Raw genomic sequence first — 23,267 nt, 5'->3', positions numbered from 1 at the left:
AAGCGGCGGCTGCAGCGGAGGCGATGCGGCCCATCATCCGCAAAATCATCGTCGAAGATGGCCATGCCGGCGCACACGGCGGCGCCTGGAAAATTGCCCTGGCCGACATGATGACGGCCATGATGGCCTTTTTCTTGTTGATGTGGCTGTTGGGCGCCAGCAGCGAAGACAAACGCAAAAGCGTGGCCGACTACTTTCGACCTGCGTCTCACAGCCAAATCGTTTTTGGAGAAATGGCAGGCTCCAACGGCTTGTTCGGCGGCAAGTCCATCATCGACACCGATGGTTTTCCTTTCACTGCCAAACAATCAGCAATGCTCGAGCGGCTGACCCCCCAGGCCCAGGGCGGACCGGCTGAGAGCTTTGGGTCCTCCAAAGAAGAAAACAACAAAGACGGCCCTTCCGAACAAGATCCGGGCAAAGATGGCGCGGGTACGCCGAGTCAAAAACAGGACAAAGAGAACTTTGAGAAGCTTGAGAAAGACATCAAACAAAAAATGTCGGAAAGCAAAGAATTTGACAAGCTCAAGGACCAAGTCAGCATCACACGCGAAAAAGATGGCCTGCGCATCGAAGTCATCGACAAAGCCGACTTCGCCATGTACGCCTCCGGTACGGCCGAGATGGGCGGCAAAGCGGCTGCACTCATGTCCGAGATCGCCAAGTCGCTCAAGCCATTGCCCAACAAATTGGCCATTCGAGGCCACACCGACAGCTTCGGCTTTGCGCCCGACAGCATGCGCAACAACTGGACCTTGTCGACCGAGCGTGCAGAAGCCACCCGTCAGTTCATGCAAAGCCAAGGCATCAACGCCAACCGTTTTTCACGCATTGAAGGTGTGGCAGACACCAACCCCAAGGTGCCGAACAATCCTGCAGATGCCCGAAACCGCCGTGTCAGCATCACGGTGCTGAACCAATGACCCCAGGTCTTCTTGCTTCCAAGCCTGACCACTCCGATTGGGGTACATTGGACTTTGTGCAGATCCAGCGAAAGGTTAGTTCATGCTGAAATTCATCGCGATCGGCGCCAGCGTGGGCGCCTTGGTCATGGGCGGTGTTTGGGGTTTGGTCCATGTGATGGGCGAACCAGGCGGCCCCTCAGCCGACAGCCAAATGACCACCACCTTGACACCGGGCGCCAACAAAGGCGTGATGGATTTGATCTGCGAGCTGGAGCTTGACCTGAACGGTCAACTCAAACTGGGCATCACCGACAAAGAGCCCTCGCGCATCACCATGGCGCAAATTGACTTCGAAAAAAACTCGGGGTGGTACCAAGGCAAGATTGCCATTTCTGAGAGCCGATCAGGCACGCTGCAGGTCATGGGCACACGGCTCAAAGTCATACGCCCTGCCATGTTCCAGCGCTTTGGGGTCATGATCGCCGGGGAAGAGTTTGTGATCGATCGCAAAACAGGCCGTTTTGTGCAGACCTTGAACCTGTCAGACGGCCAAACGGTCAACCTCATCACCGGCACATGTGCACAGGTAACAAAACCCCCATTTTGATCACCACGCACGCACCCTGAACGGGTGCATGCCTTCAACCCACACCGCGCAAATCGTATTTGTTGATCTTTTCGATCAAGGTGGTTCTTTGCAATTGAAGCAACTTGGCGGTTTGTGACACATTGCCTTGGGTTCGTGTCAAAGCTTGCTCGATCAAACTGCGCTCCACTTCAATCAAGTGCTGCTTCAAAGAGATGCCATCAGGGGGCAAAGTTTGAATCCCCTGCGCCAGCAAAATCACCTCCTCCACATCGTTCATTTCATCGTTGGATGCCGACAAAGCTGCCGGCAAACTCCGGGTCATGGCCAACGATTCGGATCCCTCATCCCCTGAAAACAGATGTGCCAAGGGATCTGACTGACTCCACGGACCTGGGGACACATCCGGCAAGGCGTTCTCCACATCAGCCAAGGGCGTGACGGTATTGTCCCGATTGGCGGTTGGACCCGACTCAGACCCCCGCAGAAAGCCGCTTGGATTTTCAAGTGCCTTGACGGGCATTTGCGCCAAAAGTCCCGCTTGGAGTGCCGCCAAACCCGAGGGCATCATGCAGGCGGGCACCGTCTGAACATGCAAGGCTTGTGCTGGAAACAAAGTTGAAAAACGGTCGACCAAGTTGGACAACTCACGCACATTGCCCGGCCAAGCGTAGGCCTGCAACATCTGCAACATGTCCGGGGCAAACCTCAGTGAACGCGAACCGGGCAATGCGTGTCTGTCGGCATAGAACTGCAACAAAGCCGCAATGTCTTCCGGGCGCTCACGCAAAGGCGTGGTGGTGATGGGCAGAACATTGATCCTGTAATAAAGATCTTCCCTGAACCGGCCCTCGGCCACTTCGTTTTCCAGATTTTTATGGGTCGCGGCGACGACGCGCACATCGATGCTGACCTCACGAGAGGCGCCCACCGGCAAAATACAACGCTCTTGCAAAACGCGCAAAAGCTTGACTTGCATGTCCATGGGCAAGTCACCGATCTCATCCAAGAACAGGGTGCCGCCGTGGGCCAACTCAAACCTGCCCAAACGATCCGACACCGCACCTGTGAAAGTGCCCTTTCGGTGGCCGAACAACTCGCTCTCAATCAATTCACGCGGAATGGCACCACAGTTGATCGGGACAAATGGACTGGCGGCTCTGGGGCCTTGGGCATGCAAAGCCTGCGCCACCAACTCTTTGCCCGTGCCACTCTCGCCGGTCACCAACGCTGTCGACGAAGAGGCCGCCAAGGTTTTGATCAAGTCCCGCAAAAAAAGCGTGGCTTGGCTGTGACCAATGATTTGGGTTTTGGCACTGACTTTCATCTGCTTCACAAGTTAAGAACGTGGGCTGTCGGTCGAACCATCGGGCTGAACACGACCCGCAAATGCACCTCAAGGCGCACAAACCACAAAAGTGGCAAGGATGAAAACTATTTAATATTTTTTTGATAATATCAATTTTGGTGAATTAAATCAATTTTTTCGTAAAAATAGCTCGCCTTCATTGAAGGATGGAGGCCACTTCTGATCCCTTGCAGGTCATTTTTGTGGCCGCCATCTCAAGTCGTTGGCTCAGCTGACGATACAAGAGGAGTAAATACCAGATGCGCAGCACTTTTCTGCGTTGTCATCAGCTTTCGGAGACTTGAAATGACCACCACCCAAACATTGACCGCAGCGTTGCTGACTTCATGGATCCTGACGGGGTGCGTTTCTGTTCCTTTGAACCTGATTGGTCAAGACAAAACCCCTCCCCCTTCAGTGCCTGCGTCCATGATCACGCCTTTGGTTGAAAAACGAGAGACGCTGGTGGCCACGGGCTACGCCGTGGTCAGCATTCAAAACCACAAAAATCCTGCGCAGCAGCGCTTGCTCGCGATCCGCGCCTCCAAACTCGACGCCTACCGCTCATTGACCGAGCAGGTTTATGGCCAGCAGTTGGATGCCACCACCACGGTGGCCGACATGACCATCATGAGTGACACCTTCAGGGCCAAGGTGGAGGGCGTGGTCTATGGGGCTGTGCTGGTCAGCATCACCCCAGTAGGCGATGACACCTACGAGACCACTTTGTCCTTGGACCAACACGTCGTGCGTGATCTGCGAACCTTGTATTTGGGGCAAATGGCCGCCAAGCGCCGTTGATCCCCTCATCCAACAGCCAATCCTCGGGCCTCTCCATGCACACGCAGCCGCCATTTCGAGCCATGTCGCAGCAAGCCTCCTCGGAGCGCAGCGCGGGTTTGGGTGCCAGCGCCTGGCACACCGCGGTGCTGTTTTTGGCGTCCATGGTCCACGGGTCCCTGTCGGCGCAAAGCCTCAGCCCGACCGAATTGGCCTCCAGAGCCATGTCCGCCCCAGCTGTTCGCGCAGCGATGACGGCGCAAGCCAGCGCCAGCAGCACCAACACGGCCAACGCCGGCAAATCGGGCAACGAGCATGAGGCCCATTTGGCCGCCATTCGCCAGGCCATTTTGAATGCCACCCTGGACAGGCCCACCCGCGTGATCAGCACCGCATGGGTCGATCAGCAAGGCGCCTTGCACGAATCGGCCCACTTCCACTCGGAGGCCAAAGTCAGCGGTATCCGTGTCCTGTCGTATTTGCCAGGTGACGAGTCACCCGCCCAAATCAGCGCGGATGTGCTGCCTTGGGGTTATCGGCCCAACCAAACCGACAAAACCTGCAGCCCCGCACCCCGAGCTTGGCGGCTTCCCCTGCTGGCACGCACGCACACGGCCGAGGGTTTCAGCGGCCCACAGCTTTTTGCCAGCCAAATGCTGCTCGGCATCGCCAACGACACATGGCACCAACGCATGCAGCAATCGCCCAGGTGGCGCGTCCAAGCGGCCACAGTGAGTTCGGCCAACAGCTACCTCCGGGCCTTGAGCGCCAGTGAAGAAGCCCGCAGCGCATGGGTCGCCGATCTTGCGCTCAAACCCCATGGCGCTTCCCCACCCAGCACTTGGTCAGACCGCTTGAATCCACAAGACAAAACCCCTGTTTGGCGCTGGACGCTCTCACTCAGCCTGGGAAAAGACCCCGCTCAAGTGGGTCCAAGCCCGGCCCTGTGGCAAGCTGAACGCACCTTCACCATCGATCCGAGCCAAATGGCCAACCGCCCCAGTCTTTGGCTGCAGCAATTGCAAACTGAAATCCAAACCCAAGTGAACACATGGGTCTCGCAACTGGAAAAGCGCACCGAATGCGAACCCGTCCAGTTTCAGGTGGTTCGAGAAGGCACCGAAAGCTTTCAACTTCAGGCAGGCGCAGGCAGTGGCTTGCGCCCTGGCGACAGGGTCTTGCTGATCGACCCGGCACATGTTCCCAGCCGAATGCTTGAAGCGGGCGTCGCCCAGCACTTGGCTCTGGCTCAAGTGGTCAAAGTGGGCCATCACCGCTCTGAACTGTTGCAACTGGCCGGTCCGCGTCTGCCGCAGCAAGGCGCATGGCTTGCCCTGCCCCTTTGAGACGCAAAGACATCACATCAAGACATGCCATGGCCCAAACCTATCGCTTTCACTTCCGTCGTTTTCTGAAGGCCGTGGCAGTCCCCATGGCTCTGGTGCTGTGCACACAGGTCGGCTGGGCCGCAGACGCCTCTTCGGCTGCCCTGAGCGTCTTGTTCGGTTCGGCCGAACCCACGCAGCAAGCGGCACCCTCGTCTGCGGACAACGCTGCCAACCGCGGCCAACGCCGAACCATCACGGTGATGCGGGGCGAAACCTTGGATCGGGCCGTGCGGCGGGCCCTGCCAGGCTTGGCACTTCATCCGGATTTTTTACGCCAAGCCTTTGTCAGCGTGAACCCGCAGGTTTTCCCCAAAGGGGCTGCCCATGCCATGCGGACAGGCACCACCTTGCAGGTCCCTACAGCCGATGAGTTGCGCTCCATGTTGATGAGCCAGCACCCCGAAACAGTGGCCTTGTTTCAAGTGGTCGAAGCCACACCCTCGGCCGAGCAAACGCCACAACAGTCCAAACGCCATTGGGTGCGCTTTCCTTGAAGGCGCCACGGGCATTGTCATGATCACAGGGGCTGAAACCGCTCACCTCACCCCCAAAATTCCGACCATTTATCTGGATGGAAAGCTCCCCTTGGTGGTCGAGCGCACGGCCGCCGACTTGGGGCTCAAAGATGGGCAAGTCATCCGGGCCATGGTGGAGTCCAGGCCTGAGCGCATTCGCTTGAATCTTCAAGACGCTGCTTTTCTCGGCAAACACATCGATTTACCCAAAGAACTGCCTGCCGGCTTGCGCTTGGCGGCTGGCGATACGGCCCTGTTTCGGGTGCAATTGCAAAGCGACGGCGCCATCTTGTTGCGGCCCTTGCAAGCCCAAGCCGCGCCATTGGCAGGCCATGCCCTTCCCCAAGCACAACTGCCCAGTCGCCTGCAGCAATTGGCTTTCAGACCCCCTGACATGAACGCACTGGCCTTGCTGCTGCGACCGGGGGGCTTCGACAGTTTGTTGCGAAGTCTCAACCCTGCCGCACCCGAGCTCCTGAACTTGCAAAACTGGCAAAGGTCTCGGCCCAGCATGGCGCACCTGAGTCCAGAAAAACTCAGCCAGTGGATGTCGCGCAGTGGTTGGTTCAACGAGAACTTGTTGTCCAAAGGTCAAACCGAAGGCCCGGTGGACCTCAAAACCATCCTGCGGCAGCTTTTGCTCTTGCTGCAAAGCACGGACGCACAAGAGGCCAGCAGCGTGCAAGACGCCATCGATGACATCGAGTCTAGGCAACTGACTGCGGCCGAATCATTGACAGGCCGCGAGGTGATGTTCTCCATGATGCTGCCCTTTGTTGACGCAGAACCTGTGGTGATGCGGTTTGTGCGACAACGCCGCCAACCCGGCGAGGGAAAGGCGCCTTTCATCATTCATTTGCACACCCGCAACCGAGATCTCGGCGAGGTTTGGCTCCAAACCCGAATCAGCAACGACACCGATGTCGACATGATCATGTGGGCCTTGCGCGAAGATGTCGTCCAACGGGCCAAAGAGCAGACAGTCAACCTGGAACACGAACTCGACAGCGCCGGACTGCACATGACAAGGCTGATGGTGGTGCATGGACCTGGCCCCTCTGACCCCATTCCTTGGCAGGCGCCACATCAGGGCAGTTTGATCGACATCCAGACATGAAACAGCCCATCAAAGAAGCCATTGCGCTTGAATATGGCAAAAACACCACCCCCGTGGTCACGGCCAAGGGCGACGCAGAGTTGGCACAAAAAATCATCGAGGAAGCCCAAAGGCACGGGGTCTACGTGGCCGAAGACCCCCAGTTGCTGGCCCTCTTGAGCCGCATCGACGTCGACAAAGAAATCCCACCGGAGCTTTTCACCGCTGTGGCGGTCATTTTGTCCTGGGTTTACTGGCTCAAGGGCATGCGCCCTGGGGACGAAAAACAAAACCTTTGATTCGGGGCTGTGTTGCGCTCTATCGCACCCACAAAAAAGGCCTCACATCGGAGGCCCAACACGCAACAGATCAGTTCCAGCGAATCAGGCCGCGAGGTAAGCCACAACCCCTTGACGGCGAGACACTTGACCGAGACGGTCGTACAAGTCTACGGATACAGCCGTTTCACCCTGCAAGGCTTGCAAAGCGCCTTTGACCGCTTGCATCTGCCGCTGGAGCAACTGGATATTGCGCAAATGGTCTTGCTTGCACTGAGCCAAACCCGGCAACAAGGCTTGCCACCAATCAGGCACTGGTGCTTGGGCACTGACCAAATCAGCCACTTGGGCCAGACGGGTCAAAACTTCGCCCCGCTCCAACTGCAAAGCATCGAACGCCGTCAAATCACGTGATTTCAGGGCATCAAACTCCGATTGCAACAAGGTCGACAAGCGATCAGCGTCTTCTTGGGCCGCCGCAATCGACGCGCTCGACCACAAAGCTTCGCTGGTGGACGTAGGAGGATTGTTCGTCGTCGACATCAAAAAATCAGCCACTGATCATTTTCTCAATGGCCACAAAGTTCTCAGCGATTCGCCGGGAATCGACCGGGTACAAGCCTTGTTGGATGGCGGATTTGATCGAGTCGACCTTGGCACGGTCAAATTGCGGTTCTTGCATGGCCTTTTGGGCCACTTCGCTCAGCTGGACTTCGTCCGTTTGCAAGGGCGCAGGTTTGACAGCCGTTTCCGAAGACGCGTCCGATGCGCGCTCAGACACCTTGGCCGCCGCAGGTCGACTGGGCGCATCCATTTGGGCAATCCGGCGAAAACTGGATATAGGATCGGTCATGGTGATTCTCTTTTCTGGCCTCTGGGTAAAGAGCTGAAGCCTCGCTCGTAGATTGAATCGACAGCAGATTCTATAACTTGAGCCCCAAAATCAAAATTTATCTTTTTTGCTGGCCAGCTGAAGCCTCAAAGGCCCTCAACCAGATTAGGGCCTTTCACTTGACCCGTCAAAATACGACCAGATTCTTTATTTTTCAGCTTGATTTGATCACCAAATCTTCCATCTTGCATGGCCTCTACCCGGGCTGAAATTTGAAATCCTTGGGCTTGCCCCACCGATATCAACACCATTTGGCCTCTTTTGACCAGCAAAGTCGGACGAATGTCTTGACTGCGCAATGGTGCATCGGGCCTGACATCGCGGATCAATTCCGCATGCATGACCTGGGTCACGCTCTCCAAAATCTGACCGTTCAATCCTTTAGATTCGACCTCAGCAAGCCGAACATGAGACTCGTTCAAAAACTGTCCTTTGTACAAAGGCATGTTGGCCACCAAAACCTGTCGTTTTTCCGGGGCTGCTGAGGCTTTCACATCGGCCACTGCGGCCACGGTGGAGGGGGCAGAGGAACCCGTCGAGGGGCCAGACGGCGCCCCTTTGCTCACCTGCCGAGCTGGCACCGTCACCCGCACATAAATCTGCCACGCGGGCTGGGGGCAGCGGACGCGCAGTTTTTCAAAACTTCCAAAAGGCAAATCCATCGCCAGTGGTTTCTCGCAGGCCTTGACCTGCATGCGCGGATCCAGGGGCGCCAAAATCACCGAATCTGGCGAAAGCGCCTGTTCCTTGGCCACCCAATCCACCACCGACTTTTGCAAAACCGCCTGGGGCGATGGCCCGGATGGCGCCGCCAACGATGTCAGCGACAACATGCTCAGGCAGCACCCGATCCATGACCGCAACCCTCTGCCCAGGCTGACGTGTGAGAGTCGGCACAGCATTTGCATGGTGTTGCATTCAAGTGTGGAAGTTTTGACAGTGTTCATGATCTCTACACACCAAGCAAAAAAGAGACCAGGTCAAAACAACAGCCCCAAAACTTGCTGCCCCCCCAACGCCATGAGCACCCTCATTACCCCACTGTCCAGCTTGCCCGCTTTGGCCGTCTCTGACCCCATAGGGATAGGCGCTGGGCCAACAGCGGGTAAATCGGGTGGTTTTCAACAAGCGATGGCGCAGGCCACCCAGCACACCACGGTGCAGGCGCAAGAAGGCGACACCTTGATTGGTTTGGTCAAAACCCACTACAAAGCTGGCCCACAGCCCTTGTCCGATGCGCAAGCCCTGCGGCTGGCACATCAAGTGGCCGCCAGCAACGGCATCGACAACCCCGACCTGATCCTCGCAGGCCAAAACATCCACCTGCGTGACCTGAAAAGCCTACCCCTTGCGCAAGCGCCTCGGGGGTCATTGGACTTGAACGCGCGGGTCGCCCAACAAATCTGGCAACTCAACCAGCCCTCACCCAGCGCCAGCATGGCCGCCAGCGCGCTGGCGGCCAGACCCGCCCATTGGCCAAGCAACGGTTTTGGCACAGAACCTCATCCCGTGTTGGACCGCACGCTCAGCCGCGCGGTGGACAAAGGGTTCGTTCAAGCCAGCGAGGTGCCCGCGGTCAAAAGCAAGATTTTGGCGCTGGCCGAACGCTACAACTTCCAACCCGATGACTTTGCACGCCTGACCCTGATGGAAAGCGGCGGCATGAACCCGCAAGCGAGCAACGGCAACTGCCACGGCATCATCCAATTCTGCGATGGCCCCAACCGAGGCGCCGCATCGGTTGGCTTCAAAGACAACCCGCGTGCCATATTGGGCATGGGCTTGCTTCAACAACTCGATCTGGTCGACCGCTATTTTGGCCAAGCTGGCCTGCGGGTCAAGGGCCCGCCCATTGGCCTGGATGACCTCTACTTGACCGTTTTGACCCCTGCCGCTCGGCAAGAAACCCGGCCTGACGCTCCCTTGGCGATTGCGGGCCCACAGGCACGCTACCTGCACACCGGCCAAGACACGCGCAACCCCATCACGCGCAACTCCATCCTGTCCGGCCTGCACCAGCTGACCCAAAACCTGCTGGGCCCCATGCCCCAGTTGGCCCAGGGGTTCAACACACCAGCCCCCCACAAAGTCCATCTGGCGCGCCTTTATGACGAAGTGGCGCAAACCCAAGCCAGCGCTCAGCGCTGATGGGCGGCAATGCCTTGCCGCACAGCGGCAAGGTGGGCGAAAGATGGCCGCTTTGCAGGGACAGCTGCGATGGCCAAGCCTTTAAATCGCCCCAAACCGGTTGGCACAGCTTTTGCGTATATCGACTGAGCAAAGCCTTTCTTGAGGGCTTGACGTCAAAAGATTGACGCAAGCGTAACCAGCAATCCAGTCACCAGCAGAGGAGTCGGTATGAACTTATTGAACAACGCACTCGGCGTGCACGAACGTGCTTTGAACGTCAAAAGCCGGCGGCTCGAGGTGCTGGCTCAAAACATTGCCAATGCCGACACCCCTCATTACAAAGCGCGTGACATCGATTTCAAGGCGGTCATGTCGGCGACGCAACAAGACAACGCCATGAAGTCGACCGACCAAGGCCACTTTGCTCAGGGGCAAGGCTTGGACGCCGATGGCATGCGCTTCAGAACCCCCTTCAACACCTCGTTCGACGGCAACACCGTGGAGATGAGTGTGGAGCAAGCCCAATACGGTAAAGCCGCTGCCGATTACCAAGCCACCCTGAACTTTCTGGAAAGCCGGGTCAGCGGTCTGCGCAAAGCTTTGAGAGGCGATTGATCATGAGCATGGACAAAATTTTTGGCATCGCCGGCACCGCTCTCAACGCGCAGTTGACGCGCATGAACTCGACCGCCTCCAACCTGGCCAATGCCGGCACCGTCGCCACCAACGAACAAGACGCCTTCCGGGCCAAACGCCCGGTGTTCAAAGCCTTGATGAGCGAAGAGATGACCAACCCAGGCGCTGCTTACCAAGGTGGCGTCAAGGTTGACCGCATGTCAGACGACACCGCGCCACCCCGTCGCGTGTCAGACCCCACCAACCCCTTGGCCGACAAAGACGGTTACGTCTACCAATCGAACGTGAGCGAAGTGACCGAGATGGTTGAAATGATGGCCGCTGCCCGCTCTTACCAAAACAACGTTGAAGTCATCAACACGGCGCGTCAACTCATGATGCGCACGCTGGACATCTCCAAAGCCTGACCCGAAAGCACCTCATGGCCGAAACCGTCACCTCCTCCAGCCTGCTCAAGAACGTCTCTCGGTACGAGGACGTCAAAGAAGCCGCGAAAAAAACCAAGGAAGAAATGGGCAAACAGGAATTCCTGACCCTCTTCACGGCGCAGTTGCAAAACCAAAACCCTCTGGAGCCCGTCAAGAACGAGGCTTTTGTCGCCCAACTGGCGCAGTTCTCCCAGCTGGAAGCCCTGACCAACATGCAGGGATCGCTGGACAAATTCGTCACCTCCATGTCGGGCGAGCGCATGCTGGGCAGCGCCGCTTTGATTGGCAAAAAAGTGTCTGTCACCGATACACCCACCCAGCTGAACACCGGTGGCGACATCAGTGGCAACATCGACCTGCCCACGGGCGCCAGCGGTGTTCAGATCAGTGTCGTTGATGCGCAAGGCCGCTTGGTCCAAGAACTGACCGCCGGCCCTCAAATGCCTGGCAGCATGCCCATCGTTTGGGACGGCAAAGACGCCACCAACAAACCCGCCCCACCCGGTCTGTACCGCCTGAGCGCGACAGCCGTGGTCAATGGCCAAACCAGCAAAGTGCCCGTCAACACCTTATCGACCGTACGTTCCATCGCCACCAACCCGACTGACGGCAGCGTGAGCGTCGAAGTCGACGGCGGCAAGACCGTGCTGCTCACCGATGTCAAGCGCGTGGGCATCTGACCCTGCCCTGAACTGCCCCCTTTTTTTCTAATTTGAACCAACGCCTCACAGGAGCCTTCCAGCATGTCGTTCTACACCTCGCTCACCGGACTGAACTCTGCCACCGCACAGCTGGCCGTCACGTCCAACAACATCGCCAACGTGGGTACCTCGGGTTTCAAGCGCTCACGCGCCGACTTTGGTGACATCTTCTCCACCTCGCCCTTGCAAAAGTCGTCCAGCAACATCGGCCAGGGCGTCTCGCTCAAGCAGGTGAGCCAGGAATTCAGCCAGGGCAACATTTCCACATCGGGCAACTCGCTCGATCTGGCCATCACGGGTGACGGCTTTTTCCCGCTCAAAACGCCGGACGGCCTGCAAGACATTTACACCCGCAACGGCTCGTTCACCTTGAATGACCAAAACAACGTGGTCAACTCGACCGGACAACGCCTGATGGCCGCGTCGGTTGACTCGTCCGGCAAAGCCGATTTGACCAACCTGAACGCCCTCACCATACCCCCTAAAACTTCGGGCGAAGCGGTCGAAACCACCCAGATTCAGCTCGGCTTGAACTTGCCCGCCGACTCGGCTGTGATCGACGCAGACTTTGACCGAACCAACCCCAGCACTTTTAACAAAAGCACTGCCTTGACAGTGTATGACAGCGGGGGCAACGGCTACTTGGCCACCGTCTATTACGTCAAGACCCAAAACGCCAGCCAGGCCAGCCCACAAAGCAAATGGCAGACTTATTTTTATGTGGGCGACACACTGGTCAAACCTGCATTGCAGCAATCCACAAGCCCCACAGGAAGTCCGCTGTACGTCAACAAATACGGCGATGTGCTGCCGAAGAGCGACTCACGGGTCATCCCCTCATCCGGCACCATGGAGATGTACTCTCTAGACGACCAGTCGAACAAAAGAACCTCTGAATCAGCCAGCGTGACAGGCAAAGCCTACAGCGCTACAGAGTTGGCAACAAAGACAGGTGGCGGAGCTATTGGCGAAGGCTCGATCGGACTGGAAATCACCCAAAGCGGCGCGATTTATCCGATCACCTACAACCTCACCGTGGCCGACCGGTACCCCGAAGCTCTGGCCAAGAACATCGAGAATTTGATCAACGAAAAGTTGCTCTCCAAAGGCGAAACCTCACGGGTCAAAGTCGAATGGGATCCAGGCACAGCTACCGTACCCGCATCGTTCAAGTTAACCAACCGAACAGGCGTCACGCTGGTCAAAACAACGGGCGCAGGCGCTACAGCCTCTCTCAGCAACGATCTGATCAAAACAAGAGACGATGCCTTCAAGTCGAGCAACAAGCTTGAATTCAACATCAACATCGATGAAATGGGCAGCCCCCTCACCATCAACTACGAACTCCTCAAAGACGACAGCGACCCCGTTGTTTTAGCCAGAAACCTGGGCATTTTCATCAACAATGAGTTGGGCAAAAGCACCAACTCAGACCCACGATTTGGCATAAAAGTTTCATTTGAAGCCGATACCAACTCGTTCAAATTCTCATCCGGCACCACCGGCGACAACTCCTCCATCACCATCAGCGGCGCCAAAGCAGACGCTCAGACCATTTTGGGTCTGCCCGACCCAGCAGCCACTGGCACAGCCCCCAAAGAGCTGCGCGTTGACCCAAGCATCAGCGAAGCCGTTCGAGGCAAAGCCAGCACCCCAGCGATCATGCGGGGCGACGTGATCACCTCCAACACGTCGGGCGCCATGCGTGTGAGTTCCACCAACAAAGACTTCTTCGTCACCTTGGGCAATATCTCTGGCAATATCGAATTGGAACCAGGCAATTACCCCAGCATGGACAAGTTTGCTGTTGCACTGCAAGACTCCATCAACACCCTTGTTGACACCACTACCGGCCTGAAAGTCAGCGGCATCACCGTCGGCTGGGATGCCACCGCCAAGCGCCTTAGCTTCACAACTGGCGAAACCGGTGAAGCAGTCTCGCTGCAAATCTCTGGCTCACCCGATTGGGGCTTGGCCAACACAGAAATGGCTTACGGCGCCAACAACCAGTGGGTCGAGCTTAAGCAATTCACACAGAACGGCGTGCCGCAATACGTCAAAAACGGCGAACAAACCGAGGACATCACCGAACTGTCCACCAAAACGCAGTGGTGGCCCGTGTACCTGGACCGTGGCGAACTGAGCTTTGACCTGACCGGTAAGCCCTTGTCCCCCCTGACCAAGATGCCCTTTGAAACAGCATTCTTGGACGGTGGTAAGGGTGCCTTGACCATGTCCATCGACTTTACCCAGTCCACCCAATACTCCAGCGCCTTTGCCGTGCTCTCGCAGTCACAAGACGGCGCCCCCGAAGGTGAACTGATGGGTTTGAACATTGGCGTGGATGGTCTGGTCAACGCCACCTACTCCAACGGCTCACAAGTCTCACTGGGCAAGATCGTGCTGGCCAACTTCTCCAGCCCATCCGGTTTGCGTCAAGTGGGTGACGCGAGTTATTTGTCATCGGCCACATCAGGGATCGCCAAAATCGGTGAAGCCGGCTCTGCCGGTTTCGGTTCGATCCGTGCCGGTGCCACCGAACGCGCCAACGTGGACTTGACCCAAGAGCTGGTGGACCTGATCACCGCGCAACGTAACTTCCAGGCCAACGCCAAGGCCATCGAGACCAGCTCCACCATGACCAGCGCCATCATCAACATCCGTGCTTGATGCACTGAGACCCCCACACGCCAACGCAAGACACACACACCATGGACCGCCTCGTTTTCACCGCGAACGCCACCATCAAAGAGCATGCGATTTCACGCCAATTGCTGGTCAACGAACTGGCCAACGTCTCCACCGTGGGCTTCAAAAGCAGCTACGACGTGGCTTTGCAATCGGTCAAAGTCGAAGGCGCGGGTTTTGACACGCGTTACCAAGCCCAAACCGTTTCACGGGACCTGATCCGCATGGACGCAGGCCCGGTGATGGCCACTGGCCGACCCTTGGACATCGCGATGGCCGATGCCGCCGTGATGACGGTACAAAGCCCCGATGGCGTCTTGGCGTTCACACGCCGAGGTGACCTCAAAGTCAATATTCAAGGGCAACTCGAAAATGGCTCTGGGCATTTGGTATTGGGCGACAACGGCCCGATCACCATCCCTCCGGGTCTGATGGTCAACGTGAATGCGGATGGCAGTGTTTTTGCCCGCAATCCTGCCCAAGAAGGCGCCGCAGCCGATGTGCTGATCGATCGGCTGCGTTTGCGTGACGCCTCGGGCGTCAGTTTGGCGCGCCGTCAAGACGGTTTGTTCAAGATCGCCGAAAAGCCCGATGGCACCGACATCGAGGTCAGTGGCCTGGAGCTCAGGGTGATTCCCCAAGCCTTGGAAAGCAGCAACGTCAGCGCCATTGGCGCCATGACGCGATTGATGGACCAATCGCGCAGCTTCGAAACCCAGATCAAGATCATGAAAGAAACCAAGTCGCTCGACGAGTCTGGCTCTTCCATGATGAAACCCGCTTAAGCCTTACTAAGACAGGAACCTCCCGATGGATGCCTCAATGTGGATTGCCAAAACCGGCCTGGACGCACAACAAACGCGCATGTCGGTCATCTCCAACAACTTGGCCAACGTGAACACCACGGGCTTCAAGCGCGACCGGGCCAGCTTCGAAGACATGCTGTACCAAAACCTGCGCCAACCCGGTGCTCAAGCAGGGGCCGAAACCCAAGTGCCCACCGGCCTCATGCTGGGCACGGGTGTGCGCATCGTGTCCACCGAAAAAACCCACACCCAGGGCAGCATGGTGAGCACCAAGAACGCGCTGGACATGGCCGTTCAGGGAGCAGGTTTTTTCCAGATCACGCAAACCGACGGCACGATCGCTTACACACGCGACGGCAGCTTCAAGCTCTCCGCCACAGGTCAATTGGTCACCGCCAACGGCTCGCTGCTGCAGCCGGGCATCACCATCCCCGCCAACGTGGCCAGCATCTCGATTGGCCAAGATGGCACGGTGTCGGTTGAAACCGCTGCCGGTGGTGGCACCGAAGTCATCGGACAGATCCAGATTGCCCGCTTTCCCAACCCGGCAGGCCTGCAGTCCATCGGCCAAAACCTGCTCAAACAAACGGCAGCCAGTGGCGCACCGGTCGTTGGCCAGCCAGGCCTCGAGGGTGCAGGCCAATTGATGCAAGGGGCACTGGAAGCTTCCAACGTGAACGTGGTGGAAGAAATGGTCAACATGATCGAAACCCAACGCGCCTACGAGATCAACTCCAAAGCCATCTCGGCCGTGGACGGCATGCTGCGCTTCTTGAACAACAACATGTGATTTTGAACATGACGCACACACCGATTCGCCCCCTTCTTCGGCTGCTCATGGTCAGCATGGCATTGGGCTTGAGCGCTTGCGCCACAGCCCCCGTCGCCTTGAAGCACTCGCCAGAATTCGCCCCGGTTTTGCCCGTCGTGGCCGAACGCCCCCGCGAAACCACCGGCTCGATTTACAACAACCGCCAAAACGACAATTTTTTTGGCCGCAACCGCAACTACCGCGTGGGTGACCTGATCACCGTCTTGCTCAACGAATCCACGCAAGCCAACCGGAAACAAGATGGGAACATCTCCCGTGAATCGTCCAATAACGTGGTCCCGACTGGATTGGCCACGCGTCTTCAAAACCTCGCGCTGCCGACACGCGTTTTGGGCACCACTTTGGATGGTGTCTTGAACGGTGTGAACCTCAACGCCGCCAAAATCGACAACACCAACACGGGCTTGGCGAACCAAGAGGCCACCTTGAACGGCGCGGTCTCGGTCACGGTGGTCGAAGTGCTGGCCAACGGCAACCTGATGGTGCGTGGTGAAAAACAACTCGCCTTCACCGAAGGCTCTGAAGTCATCCAAATCAGTGGCATCTTGCGCCCCAACGATGTCTCGCCCAACAACATGGTCCAGTCGCGCCGCTTGGCCAATGCGCAGATTTCTTACCGGGGCACGGGTGACATGGCCAACGCCTCCAAACCCGGCTGGGGCACCAGCGCCTTGCTCAAACTTTGGCCGTTTTAAATTTCAAGGCACCCCATGACATCCCGTATTTTTTCATTCTTGCTGCTGCTGGGCCTGTGTGGCTCCGCCTGGGCTGACCGCGTCAAAGACTTGGCCTCTGTGGCCGCAGGCCGCAGCAACCAACTGATCGGATATGGCCTGGTAGTGGGCTTGCAAGGCACCGGCGACGGCGCCACCGTGTCCTTCACCACCCAAAGCATGAAATCCATGCTCAGCCGATTGGGCGTCAACATCGACGGCCCCTTGTCGGACTTTGAGCAAGGCGGCACCAGCGGCCGTTTGGACATCCGCAACGCAGCAGCGGTCATGATCACGGCCGAGTTGCCTGGCTTTGCCAAGCCCGGTCAAAAGATCGACATCAACGTGTCGGCCATTGGTCGCGCCACCAGCCTGCGCGGGGGCAATTTGCTGATGACCAGCCTGCGGGGTGTGGACGGCGAAGTCTATGGCATGGCCCAGGGCGCCCTCAACACCACCGACATCGAGACCAGTGCTGCCGGCTCCAAAGTCAGCATTGGCGTACCCACTTCAGGCCGCATCCCCAACGGTGGCACCGTCGAACGCATCGTGGACAACCCTTTTGAGACCTCTGAATACGTGGTCATGAATGTGCGCGAGTCCGACTTCACCACCACCACGGCGATTGTCAACGCCATCAACAAAAACTTCGGTGATGCCACCGCACGCGCCATCGACGGCATGTCACTGGCCATTCGGGCCCCCACCAATGTGTCGCAACGCGTGGCCTTCATGAGCATGGTCGAAAACCTTGACGTCGTGCCTGGTGAGCCGCCTGCCCGCGTGGTGGTCAACTCCCGCACTGGCACCGTGGTGATCAGCCGCAATGTGCGGGTCACCGCCTCGGCTGTCGCCCACGGCACGATTTCGGTGGCGATTGCAGCCACCAACGAAGTCTCTCAACCCAACCCCCTCAGCCAGGGCCAAACTGCTGCCGTTGAAAACGCCAACATCACCGTGACCGAGCCCAAGAACCCCATGTTCTTGTTCCAGCCCGGTGTGGATTTGCGCCAGGTGGTCGACGCCGTCAACCAAGTGGGCGCTACGCCATCCGCTTTGATTGCCATCCTCGAGGCCCTAAAAAGCACGGGCAGCCTGCGGGCCGAACTGATCATCATCTGATCGCCCTTGAGCCAAGCCCATGAACGACATCACCTCCACCACCTCCAGCACCTATCTGGACTTCAGTGCCTTGGCACAGTTGAAGGGTGATGCCGCACGCGACCCCAGCAAAGCCATCCGCAAGACGGCGGAGCAGTTCGAGGCTTATTTCATCCAGCAGATGATGAAAACCATGCGCGAATCCATCGAAAAAAGCGATTTGGTCGATGGCGGCAACATGGAGATGTACCAAGACCTGATGGACAAAGAAGTGTCCCTCAGCATGGCCAAACGGGGTGGCATGGGCATGGCCGACATGCTCGAGCGCCAAATGCACCAGGCCCAAGCGCTCAGCACACAAGACGCCCTGCAGATGCGCCTGCCCACCGTGGCGCCGCATCTGCCGCTCAACCCGACCCGTGACCCGATGTCGCTCAAGCCGGCAGCCATTGAGGCTTACCAGCTCGAGCGTCACAACGGCTTCAAACATAAAGGCCGGCCATGAGTGACTTGCTCAGCATTGGCAGCTCGGGTGTCACGGCCTACCAGCGGGCCTTGGCCACGGTGTCCAACAACATCGCCAACGTCAACACCGACGGCTACACCCGACAAGACGTTTCGCTCACGGCCAACCAGCCACGCCAAATCGGCAACAGCTATCTGGGCACAGGTGCCCGATTCGATGCGGTGCAGCGCCAATACGACGCATTTGTCGAATCCAACCTGCGCAACAGCAACAGCGACCTGGAAAGCCAAAAACCCCTCCTCTCGTATGTAAACCGCCTGATCGACGTGATGGGCGACGAAAGCATTGGCCTGACCACGGCCATGAACCGATTTTTTGAATCCGCGCGCGATCTGTCCAGCGACCCCGCCTCGGTGGTCTCGCGCAGCATCTTTTTGCGGGATGCCGATGGCTTGGCCGCCCGATTCCGACAACTGGCTGGGCAGTTTGAATTGCTCGACAACGAGACGCGTCAGTCAGTAGAAACCGATGTTGGACAAATCAACGCCCTGACCGGCCAGTTGGCCTTGCTGAACAAACAACTGGTCAAACACAGCGATGTGGCTAGACAACCCTCCGAGTTGCTGGACCAACGCGATTTGCTGCTGCGCAAACTATCTGGCTTGATCGCCATCAAAACAAGCTTTGAGCCCAATGGGCAGGTGTTGGTGAGCGTGGGTGACACCCTGGACCAAGGCATTTTGGTCAACCGCAACAACTCGCGTGCCATCTCTGCGGAGCCATCCTCCATCGACAAGAACAAACTCGAATTCATCATCGACGCCTATGGCAACCCCGAGACCATGTCCGGCATTACCAGCGGAAAAATCGGTGGCGTCATGGCGTTTCGCGACCAAGTGCTCAACCCCGCCGTCAACTCACTGGACACCCTTGCCATTGCCATGGTCAAAGAAGTCAACGAGGTCCACCGTAACGGCGTCGATGCAGAAGGCCAGCTCGGGGGCGACTTACTGGGCTTTGCGCCCAATCAAGTGGACACCGCTGCAGGCATGAACATGCTGATCCAAGACGCCAACCGCGTCGCTGCAGCAGGACAGTTTCGGGTGATTGACGCTCCTTTGAACAGCGGCAACGCACAAGCCCGCATTGAATACCAAACGCCTTCATTCGCGGGCCCCAAGCAACTCAAAGACGATCTGGCGAACGCCCAGATTCCAAAAATTTCGACCATCGACGCTCGCATTGAAGCCAGCCAGGGCTTTGCCAGTTTAGGTCTGGTTCCGATTGGCACCAAAGACCTGACCTTGACCCTGCAAACCCCCACGGCCACGCAAACTTTTCAAGTGATCAGCCGTGACGGTCGCCATTTGCTGGGCAAGGAATTGACGCCCGACCAACAAGCCAAGCTCATCAAAACCGCCAACGGCATGGAAGTGGGTGCCACTTACGACAAGGATCGTCTCAATGCCCTGCCCCCCAACACCTACATGGGCATGGACATTTTTATGGGCGCTAAGGCCAGCGTCGGCTTGGTGCAGCAGTTCAACTCCTCCACAGGTGAAGCCCTGGAGCCTCTCAAGATACCCGCAAGTCTGATCGGCAAAACCTTTGTACCCTCCAATGGCTTGTTGGCCGCCGGCGCCTTGACCCTCAATGGTAAAGCACTGCCACCTTTGGCAAACCCCTCCAGTTTGAGCGCAGTGGTCAGCTGGCTCAACACCGCCATTGCAGCCGAGCCGGCCCACAGCGGCATCACCGCCACAGACATTGATGGCCGACTTGTGATCAACCGCCCCGCAGGCAACACGAGTGACGAGATTCGATTGGGCTTGGGTACTAGCGGCACACCGGCTGACCTGCAGCGCCTCGGCTTTGAAACTGCCCTGAGCATTCCAGGCAGCACACCCGATGATTTGTTGATTTTTGTGACTGACAGCAGTCTGAGCGCCAACGGCACGGACGCCAGCGTCAAAGTAAGTGCTCAATTTGAAGGCATTGAGGGCGACCTCAAACAATCCTTGAGGGTCTCTGAGTTCAAAGTTAAGTTCATCAGTGACACCCTCTATGAAATCACCGACACCGTCACCGGCACCGTATTGGCCGAACGTCAGTTGGTGGCAGACCCCAATTCGGCCACTCCCAACTTAAGCTACCGGGGCCTCAAACTATCCTTTTCGACCGCCCCCAAAGCGGGCGATCAGTTCACCATTGACGGCAACCGCGACGGCATTGGCAACAACGAAACCATGTTGCGTTTGGTGGCGCTGGAAGATCAGCGCCTGATGCCCGGGGGGCTGACCATCACCGAGGCCTACATCGAACGCGTCAACCAGGTCGGCAACGTCGCCCGCCAGGCCGCCATCTCGGAACAAGCGCTTCAAGTGGTCTACCAACAAGCGCAAGAAGCGCGGGACAGCATCTCGGGCGTCAGCCTGGACGAAGAAGCCTCGGCCCTCGTGCGCTTTCAGCAGGCCTACCAAGCCAATGCCAAAGTCATGCAAACTGCCATGTCCATGTTTGAAACCATCTTGCAGGTGCGTTGAAGGTTTAAACCATGAAAATTTCCACTTCCTTCTTGTTTGACCGCGCCACTGAGCGCATGAGCACGATCCAGAACAAACTGGCCACGACTCAAGCTCAGATGGCGATAGGCAAGCAAATTCTCTCGCCCAGTGATGCACCCGACCAGGCTGCCGCCATCCAGCGCCTGAAGGGAGAAGTGCAGCGGCAGGACAGTCACATGCGTACCCTTCAGATTGCCATCAGCCGCTACACCGCTGAAGAGACCGCCCTGTCTTCATCCAACAACGTTTTGATCCGCATGAAAGAGCTGGGCATTCAGGCTGCCAACGATACTCTGGCCCCCGACGATCGCAAGGCCATTGGTGTGGAAATGCAGGCCCTTCGCGACCAGCTGCTGGGCCTGGGCAACACACGCGATGACAGCGGGAACTATTTGTTTTCGGGCACTCGGGTCAACACGCCTGCTTTTGCTGAAGACGCCCTTGGCAAGGTGATCTACCAGGGTGATCAAACGCAAACGCGCATCCCTGCTGGCGTTGAGCGCACCGTGCAATTCACCCGAGCAGGAACAGATGTTTTCAGCCGAGTGGTGCGCGACGATGGGCAAGCGGTAGGGTTTTTTGATGCTTTGGATCAGATGATCGCAGGCATCAACAACAACCAAACTGACAAAATCCAACAAGGCATTGGCGACATCAGCCAAATGCACAACAGCCTGACTTTGTCACAAGCTCAGAATGGTTCAGACCAATTGGTGGTGCAATCTCAGCTCGATGTTTTAGACGAAACTCTGCTGCGTTACCAATCGACATTGTCCGAAATCGAAGACTTGGACTACGCCGAAGCCGTGACCCGGATGAACAAAGAAATGATGGGGCTGGAAGCAGCCATGGGCAGTTTTTCTAAAATTTCCAGCTTGTCACTTTTTGACTTCATTCGCTGATGACCCAGCGCTTCGGTTAAGGATTTAGAACCCCACGCCGACTCATTCAGCGATTGTTCTTCCATTTAAAGTACAAATTTCCACTATGGCGACCAGCAGCATCATCAATACCCTCGGCGCCGGCTCCGGCATCGATGTGAAAAGCCTGGCCCAAAGTCTGGTCGACGCCGAAAAGATCCCTCAAAAAGAACGCATAGAAGCCAAGATCGCGCAATCCGAAGCCAAAATCACCGGTTACAGCGCCGTCAAATACGCGCTTTCACAACTCAAAACCGCATTTGGCAAACTCAACGATGCCAGCGACTTCAGCTCGATTCTGCCCAGCAATACCCAACCCAGCGCTTTTGGGGTGACGGCCAACGCCTCGGCAGAAGCGGGCAGCTACAGCATCGAAGTCATGCAAACCGCACTGGCCCAACGAACAGCCAGCTCCAATTTTGCCGATCGCACCACCGAACTCAATGGTGGAACCGCTTTTTCACTGAACCTGAGCATTGGTGGCGTCAGCCAAGGCGCGATAGCGGTCACCACGGCAACACCGGCCGGCATGGTCAGTGCCATCAATGGCGCCAAGCTCGGCGTGACGGCACAGCTCATCAATACCGGCAGTGGCTACAACGTGGTCATCACTGGTGAAACCGGGGCGGATCAAAGCTTCAGTTTGACCAGCGACGACGGCACCGGCCAGGCCTTGACCGATGTCGCCTTTGGCACACCCTTGCAAACCGCCACCGACGCCAGCTTCAAAGTCAACGGCTTGACTGTGTCCCGCAGCAGCAACACCGTCAACGACGTGATCGACGGCGTCACGCTGGAGCTGTACGCCAGCACCTCCGGCGCCGCACGCTTAGACATGAACCGCGACACAGCCGGCATCAAAAGTAATGTCCAGGGCTTGGTCACCGCCTACAATGAATTTGAAGAAACCCTGAAAATACTGGGCGATCGGGGCAGCGAAGTCGAAGAATTTGGCGGTGCATTGGCTGGCGAAAGTCTGCTTCAATCGGTGCGCAATCAAGTCCGTAGCTTGATCACCAACACATCCAGCACGCCCGGCACCACCATCAAGGCCGCACGAGATGTGGGTCTGAGTTTTGATCGTTTTGGCCAGTTGACCCTCGATGAGAGCAAACTTGTGAACGCCTTGCAAAACAATTTCGCTGAAGTCTCCACCATGTTCAGCGCAGGCACCAACAACAAAAGCATTTATTCACCTGCACCCGCTGGCTTGGCAGGTGGTGCCATCAACAGCATCGAAAAAATGCTGCTCTCGACAGGTCTGATCGATACCCAAAGCAAAAGTGCAACCAGTCAAATCGCGAAATTCAAAGCCGATATGACGGTCTTGGATGAACGCATGGAAAAACTCATGACGCGCTATTTGGCCCAATTCAGCGCGATGGAAAGCATCGTTGGCAGCAGCACCAGCATGCGTGAAAGCCTCAAAGGAACCTTTGAAGGCATGATGAACTCCAATAATAATTAATTTATTTACATATTAATTTTTTTTCA

General features: G+C 57.2%; 24 protein-coding genes. 20 read left to right on the top strand and 4 right to left on the bottom strand.

Going from position 1 to position 23,267, the window contains the following annotated elements; all coding sequences use genetic code 11:
- Both B472_RS16145 and B472_RS16140 read left to right on the top strand, forming a co-directional pair.
- A partial coding sequence (locus B472_RS16145) for a flagellar motor protein MotB (RefSeq protein WP_133176125.1) occupies window positions 1–923 on the top strand: 923 nt, incomplete at its 5' end.
- Window positions 924–1,005: 82 nt separating this feature from the next.
- Window positions 1,006–1,512, top strand: a complete 507-nt coding sequence (locus tag B472_RS16140) for a hypothetical protein (protein ID WP_019427290.1) — start codon at window positions 1,006–1,008, stop codon at window positions 1,510–1,512.
- A gap of 34 nt (window positions 1,513–1,546) precedes the next feature.
- Here B472_RS16140 and B472_RS16135 read toward each other — a convergent pair whose 3' ends face one another.
- Entirely contained in the window at window positions 1,547–2,818 is a 1,272-nt protein-coding gene (locus B472_RS16135; protein WP_019427289.1) for a sigma-54-dependent Fis family transcriptional regulator, read from the bottom strand.
- A gap of 327 nt (window positions 2,819–3,145) precedes the next feature.
- On the opposite strand from B472_RS16135, the gene B472_RS16130 reads away from it, so the two are divergent.
- From B472_RS16130 to B472_RS16110, 5 genes are read left to right on the top strand one after another with little or no spacing between them, the layout of a single operon-like run.
- On the top strand, window positions 3,146–3,640 hold the full coding sequence (locus tag B472_RS16130) for an LPP20 family lipoprotein (RefSeq protein ID WP_019427288.1): 495 nt from the start codon (window positions 3,146–3,148) through the stop codon (window positions 3,638–3,640).
- 35 nt (window positions 3,641–3,675) lie between these two features.
- Window positions 3,676–4,965 (top strand): hypothetical protein, encoded by a 1,290-nt coding sequence (locus tag B472_RS16125; RefSeq protein WP_133176124.1) that lies wholly within the window; start codon window positions 3,676–3,678, stop codon window positions 4,963–4,965.
- A gap of 29 nt (window positions 4,966–4,994) precedes the next feature.
- Entirely contained in the window at window positions 4,995–5,501 is a 507-nt protein-coding gene (locus B472_RS16120; protein WP_019427286.1) for a FimV family protein, read from the top strand.
- 19 nt (window positions 5,502–5,520) lie between these two features.
- Window positions 5,521–6,639 (top strand): hypothetical protein, encoded by a 1,119-nt coding sequence (locus B472_RS16115; RefSeq protein WP_019427285.1) that lies wholly within the window; start codon window positions 5,521–5,523, stop codon window positions 6,637–6,639.
- Window positions 6,636–6,917: an EscU/YscU/HrcU family type III secretion system export apparatus switch protein gene (locus B472_RS16110; RefSeq protein WP_019427284.1), complete on the top strand. Its 282-nt coding sequence runs from the start codon at window positions 6,636–6,638 to the stop codon at window positions 6,915–6,917. Before B472_RS16115 ends, B472_RS16110 begins: the two co-directional genes overlap by 4 nt.
- A gap of 84 nt (window positions 6,918–7,001) precedes the next feature.
- Here B472_RS16110 and B472_RS16105 read toward each other — a convergent pair whose 3' ends face one another.
- The 3 genes from B472_RS16105 to flgA all read right to left on the bottom strand — a co-directional run bounded on the left by B472_RS16105 (window position 7,002) and on the right by flgA (window position 8,735).
- Window positions 7,002–7,439, bottom strand: coding sequence for a flagellar protein FlgN (locus B472_RS16105; RefSeq protein ID WP_238147467.1), 438 nt, complete (start codon window positions 7,437–7,439; stop codon window positions 7,002–7,004).
- Window positions 7,440–7,446: 7 nt separating this feature from the next.
- The gene (gene flgM / locus B472_RS16100; RefSeq protein WP_040505984.1) at window positions 7,447–7,749 is read right to left on the bottom strand and encodes a flagellar biosynthesis anti-sigma factor FlgM; all 303 of its coding nucleotides are present in this window, start codon (window positions 7,747–7,749) and stop codon (window positions 7,447–7,449) included.
- Between the two features lie 125 nt (window positions 7,750–7,874).
- Window positions 7,875–8,735 carry a flagellar basal body P-ring formation chaperone FlgA gene (flgA, locus tag B472_RS16095; protein WP_040505983.1) on the bottom strand — a complete coding sequence of 287 codons (861 nt, stop codon included), beginning with the start codon at window positions 8,733–8,735 and terminating at the stop codon, window positions 7,875–7,877.
- A 73-nt stretch (window positions 8,736–8,808) separates the two neighbouring features.
- On the opposite strand from flgA, the gene B472_RS16090 reads away from it, so the two are divergent.
- The 13 genes from B472_RS16090 to fliD all read left to right on the top strand — a co-directional run bounded on the left by B472_RS16090 (window position 8,809) and on the right by fliD (window position 23,241).
- Window positions 8,809–9,936, top strand: coding sequence for a hypothetical protein (locus B472_RS16090; RefSeq protein ID WP_133176123.1), 1,128 nt, complete (start codon window positions 8,809–8,811; stop codon window positions 9,934–9,936).
- 210 nt (window positions 9,937–10,146) lie between these two features.
- Window positions 10,147–10,533: a flagellar basal body rod protein FlgB gene (gene flgB / locus B472_RS16085; RefSeq protein ID WP_026039602.1), complete on the top strand. Its 387-nt coding sequence runs from the start codon at window positions 10,147–10,149 to the stop codon at window positions 10,531–10,533.
- Window positions 10,534–10,535: 2 nt separating this feature from the next.
- Window positions 10,536–10,961 (top strand): flagellar basal body rod protein FlgC, encoded by a 426-nt coding sequence (gene flgC / locus B472_RS16080; RefSeq protein ID WP_026039601.1) that lies wholly within the window; start codon window positions 10,536–10,538, stop codon window positions 10,959–10,961.
- 14 nt (window positions 10,962–10,975) lie between these two features.
- Window positions 10,976–11,662, top strand: coding sequence for a flagellar hook assembly protein FlgD (locus tag B472_RS16075; protein ID WP_019427276.1), 687 nt, complete (start codon window positions 10,976–10,978; stop codon window positions 11,660–11,662).
- Window positions 11,663–11,725: 63 nt separating this feature from the next.
- The gene (locus tag B472_RS16070; protein WP_019427275.1) at window positions 11,726–14,353 is read left to right on the top strand and encodes a flagellar hook-basal body complex protein; all 2,628 of its coding nucleotides are present in this window, start codon (window positions 11,726–11,728) and stop codon (window positions 14,351–14,353) included.
- A 41-nt stretch (window positions 14,354–14,394) separates the two neighbouring features.
- Window positions 14,395–15,156 (top strand): flagellar basal body rod protein FlgF, encoded by a 762-nt coding sequence (locus tag B472_RS16065; RefSeq protein WP_019427274.1) that lies wholly within the window; start codon window positions 14,395–14,397, stop codon window positions 15,154–15,156.
- A 25-nt stretch (window positions 15,157–15,181) separates the two neighbouring features.
- Window positions 15,182–15,967 carry a flagellar basal-body rod protein FlgG gene (gene flgG, locus B472_RS16060; RefSeq protein ID WP_026039600.1) on the top strand — a complete coding sequence of 262 codons (786 nt, stop codon included), beginning with the start codon at window positions 15,182–15,184 and terminating at the stop codon, window positions 15,965–15,967.
- An 8-nt stretch (window positions 15,968–15,975) separates the two neighbouring features.
- Window positions 15,976–16,704 (top strand): flagellar basal body L-ring protein FlgH, encoded by a 729-nt coding sequence (locus tag B472_RS16055; RefSeq protein WP_040505985.1) that lies wholly within the window; start codon window positions 15,976–15,978, stop codon window positions 16,702–16,704.
- Between the two features lie 15 nt (window positions 16,705–16,719).
- Complete coding sequence (locus B472_RS16050) at window positions 16,720–17,844, top strand: flagellar basal body P-ring protein FlgI (RefSeq protein WP_019427271.1); 1,125 nt, start codon at window positions 16,720–16,722, stop codon at window positions 17,842–17,844.
- A gap of 19 nt (window positions 17,845–17,863) precedes the next feature.
- Window positions 17,864–18,328, top strand: a complete 465-nt coding sequence (locus B472_RS16045) for a rod-binding protein (protein ID WP_019427270.1) — start codon at window positions 17,864–17,866, stop codon at window positions 18,326–18,328.
- Window positions 18,325–20,832 (top strand): flagellar hook-associated protein FlgK, encoded by a 2,508-nt coding sequence (gene flgK / locus B472_RS16040; protein ID WP_019427269.1) that lies wholly within the window; start codon window positions 18,325–18,327, stop codon window positions 20,830–20,832. Before B472_RS16045 ends, flgK begins: the two co-directional genes overlap by 4 nt.
- Window positions 20,833–20,843: 11 nt before the next feature.
- The gene (gene flgL, locus B472_RS16035; protein WP_019427268.1) at window positions 20,844–21,755 is read left to right on the top strand and encodes a flagellar hook-associated protein FlgL; all 912 of its coding nucleotides are present in this window, start codon (window positions 20,844–20,846) and stop codon (window positions 21,753–21,755) included.
- A gap of 85 nt (window positions 21,756–21,840) precedes the next feature.
- On the top strand, window positions 21,841–23,241 hold the full coding sequence (fliD, locus tag B472_RS16030; protein ID WP_019427267.1) for a flagellar filament capping protein FliD: 1,401 nt from the start codon (window positions 21,841–21,843) through the stop codon (window positions 23,239–23,241).
- The last annotated feature ends 26 nt before the right edge of the window (window positions 23,242–23,267 follow it).

The organism is Limnohabitans sp. Rim28 (assembly GCF_000293865.2).
GTDB lineage: Bacteria > Pseudomonadota > Gammaproteobacteria > Burkholderiales > Burkholderiaceae_C > Limnohabitans_A.
This window is presented reverse-complemented; position numbering and strand designations above follow the sequence as displayed.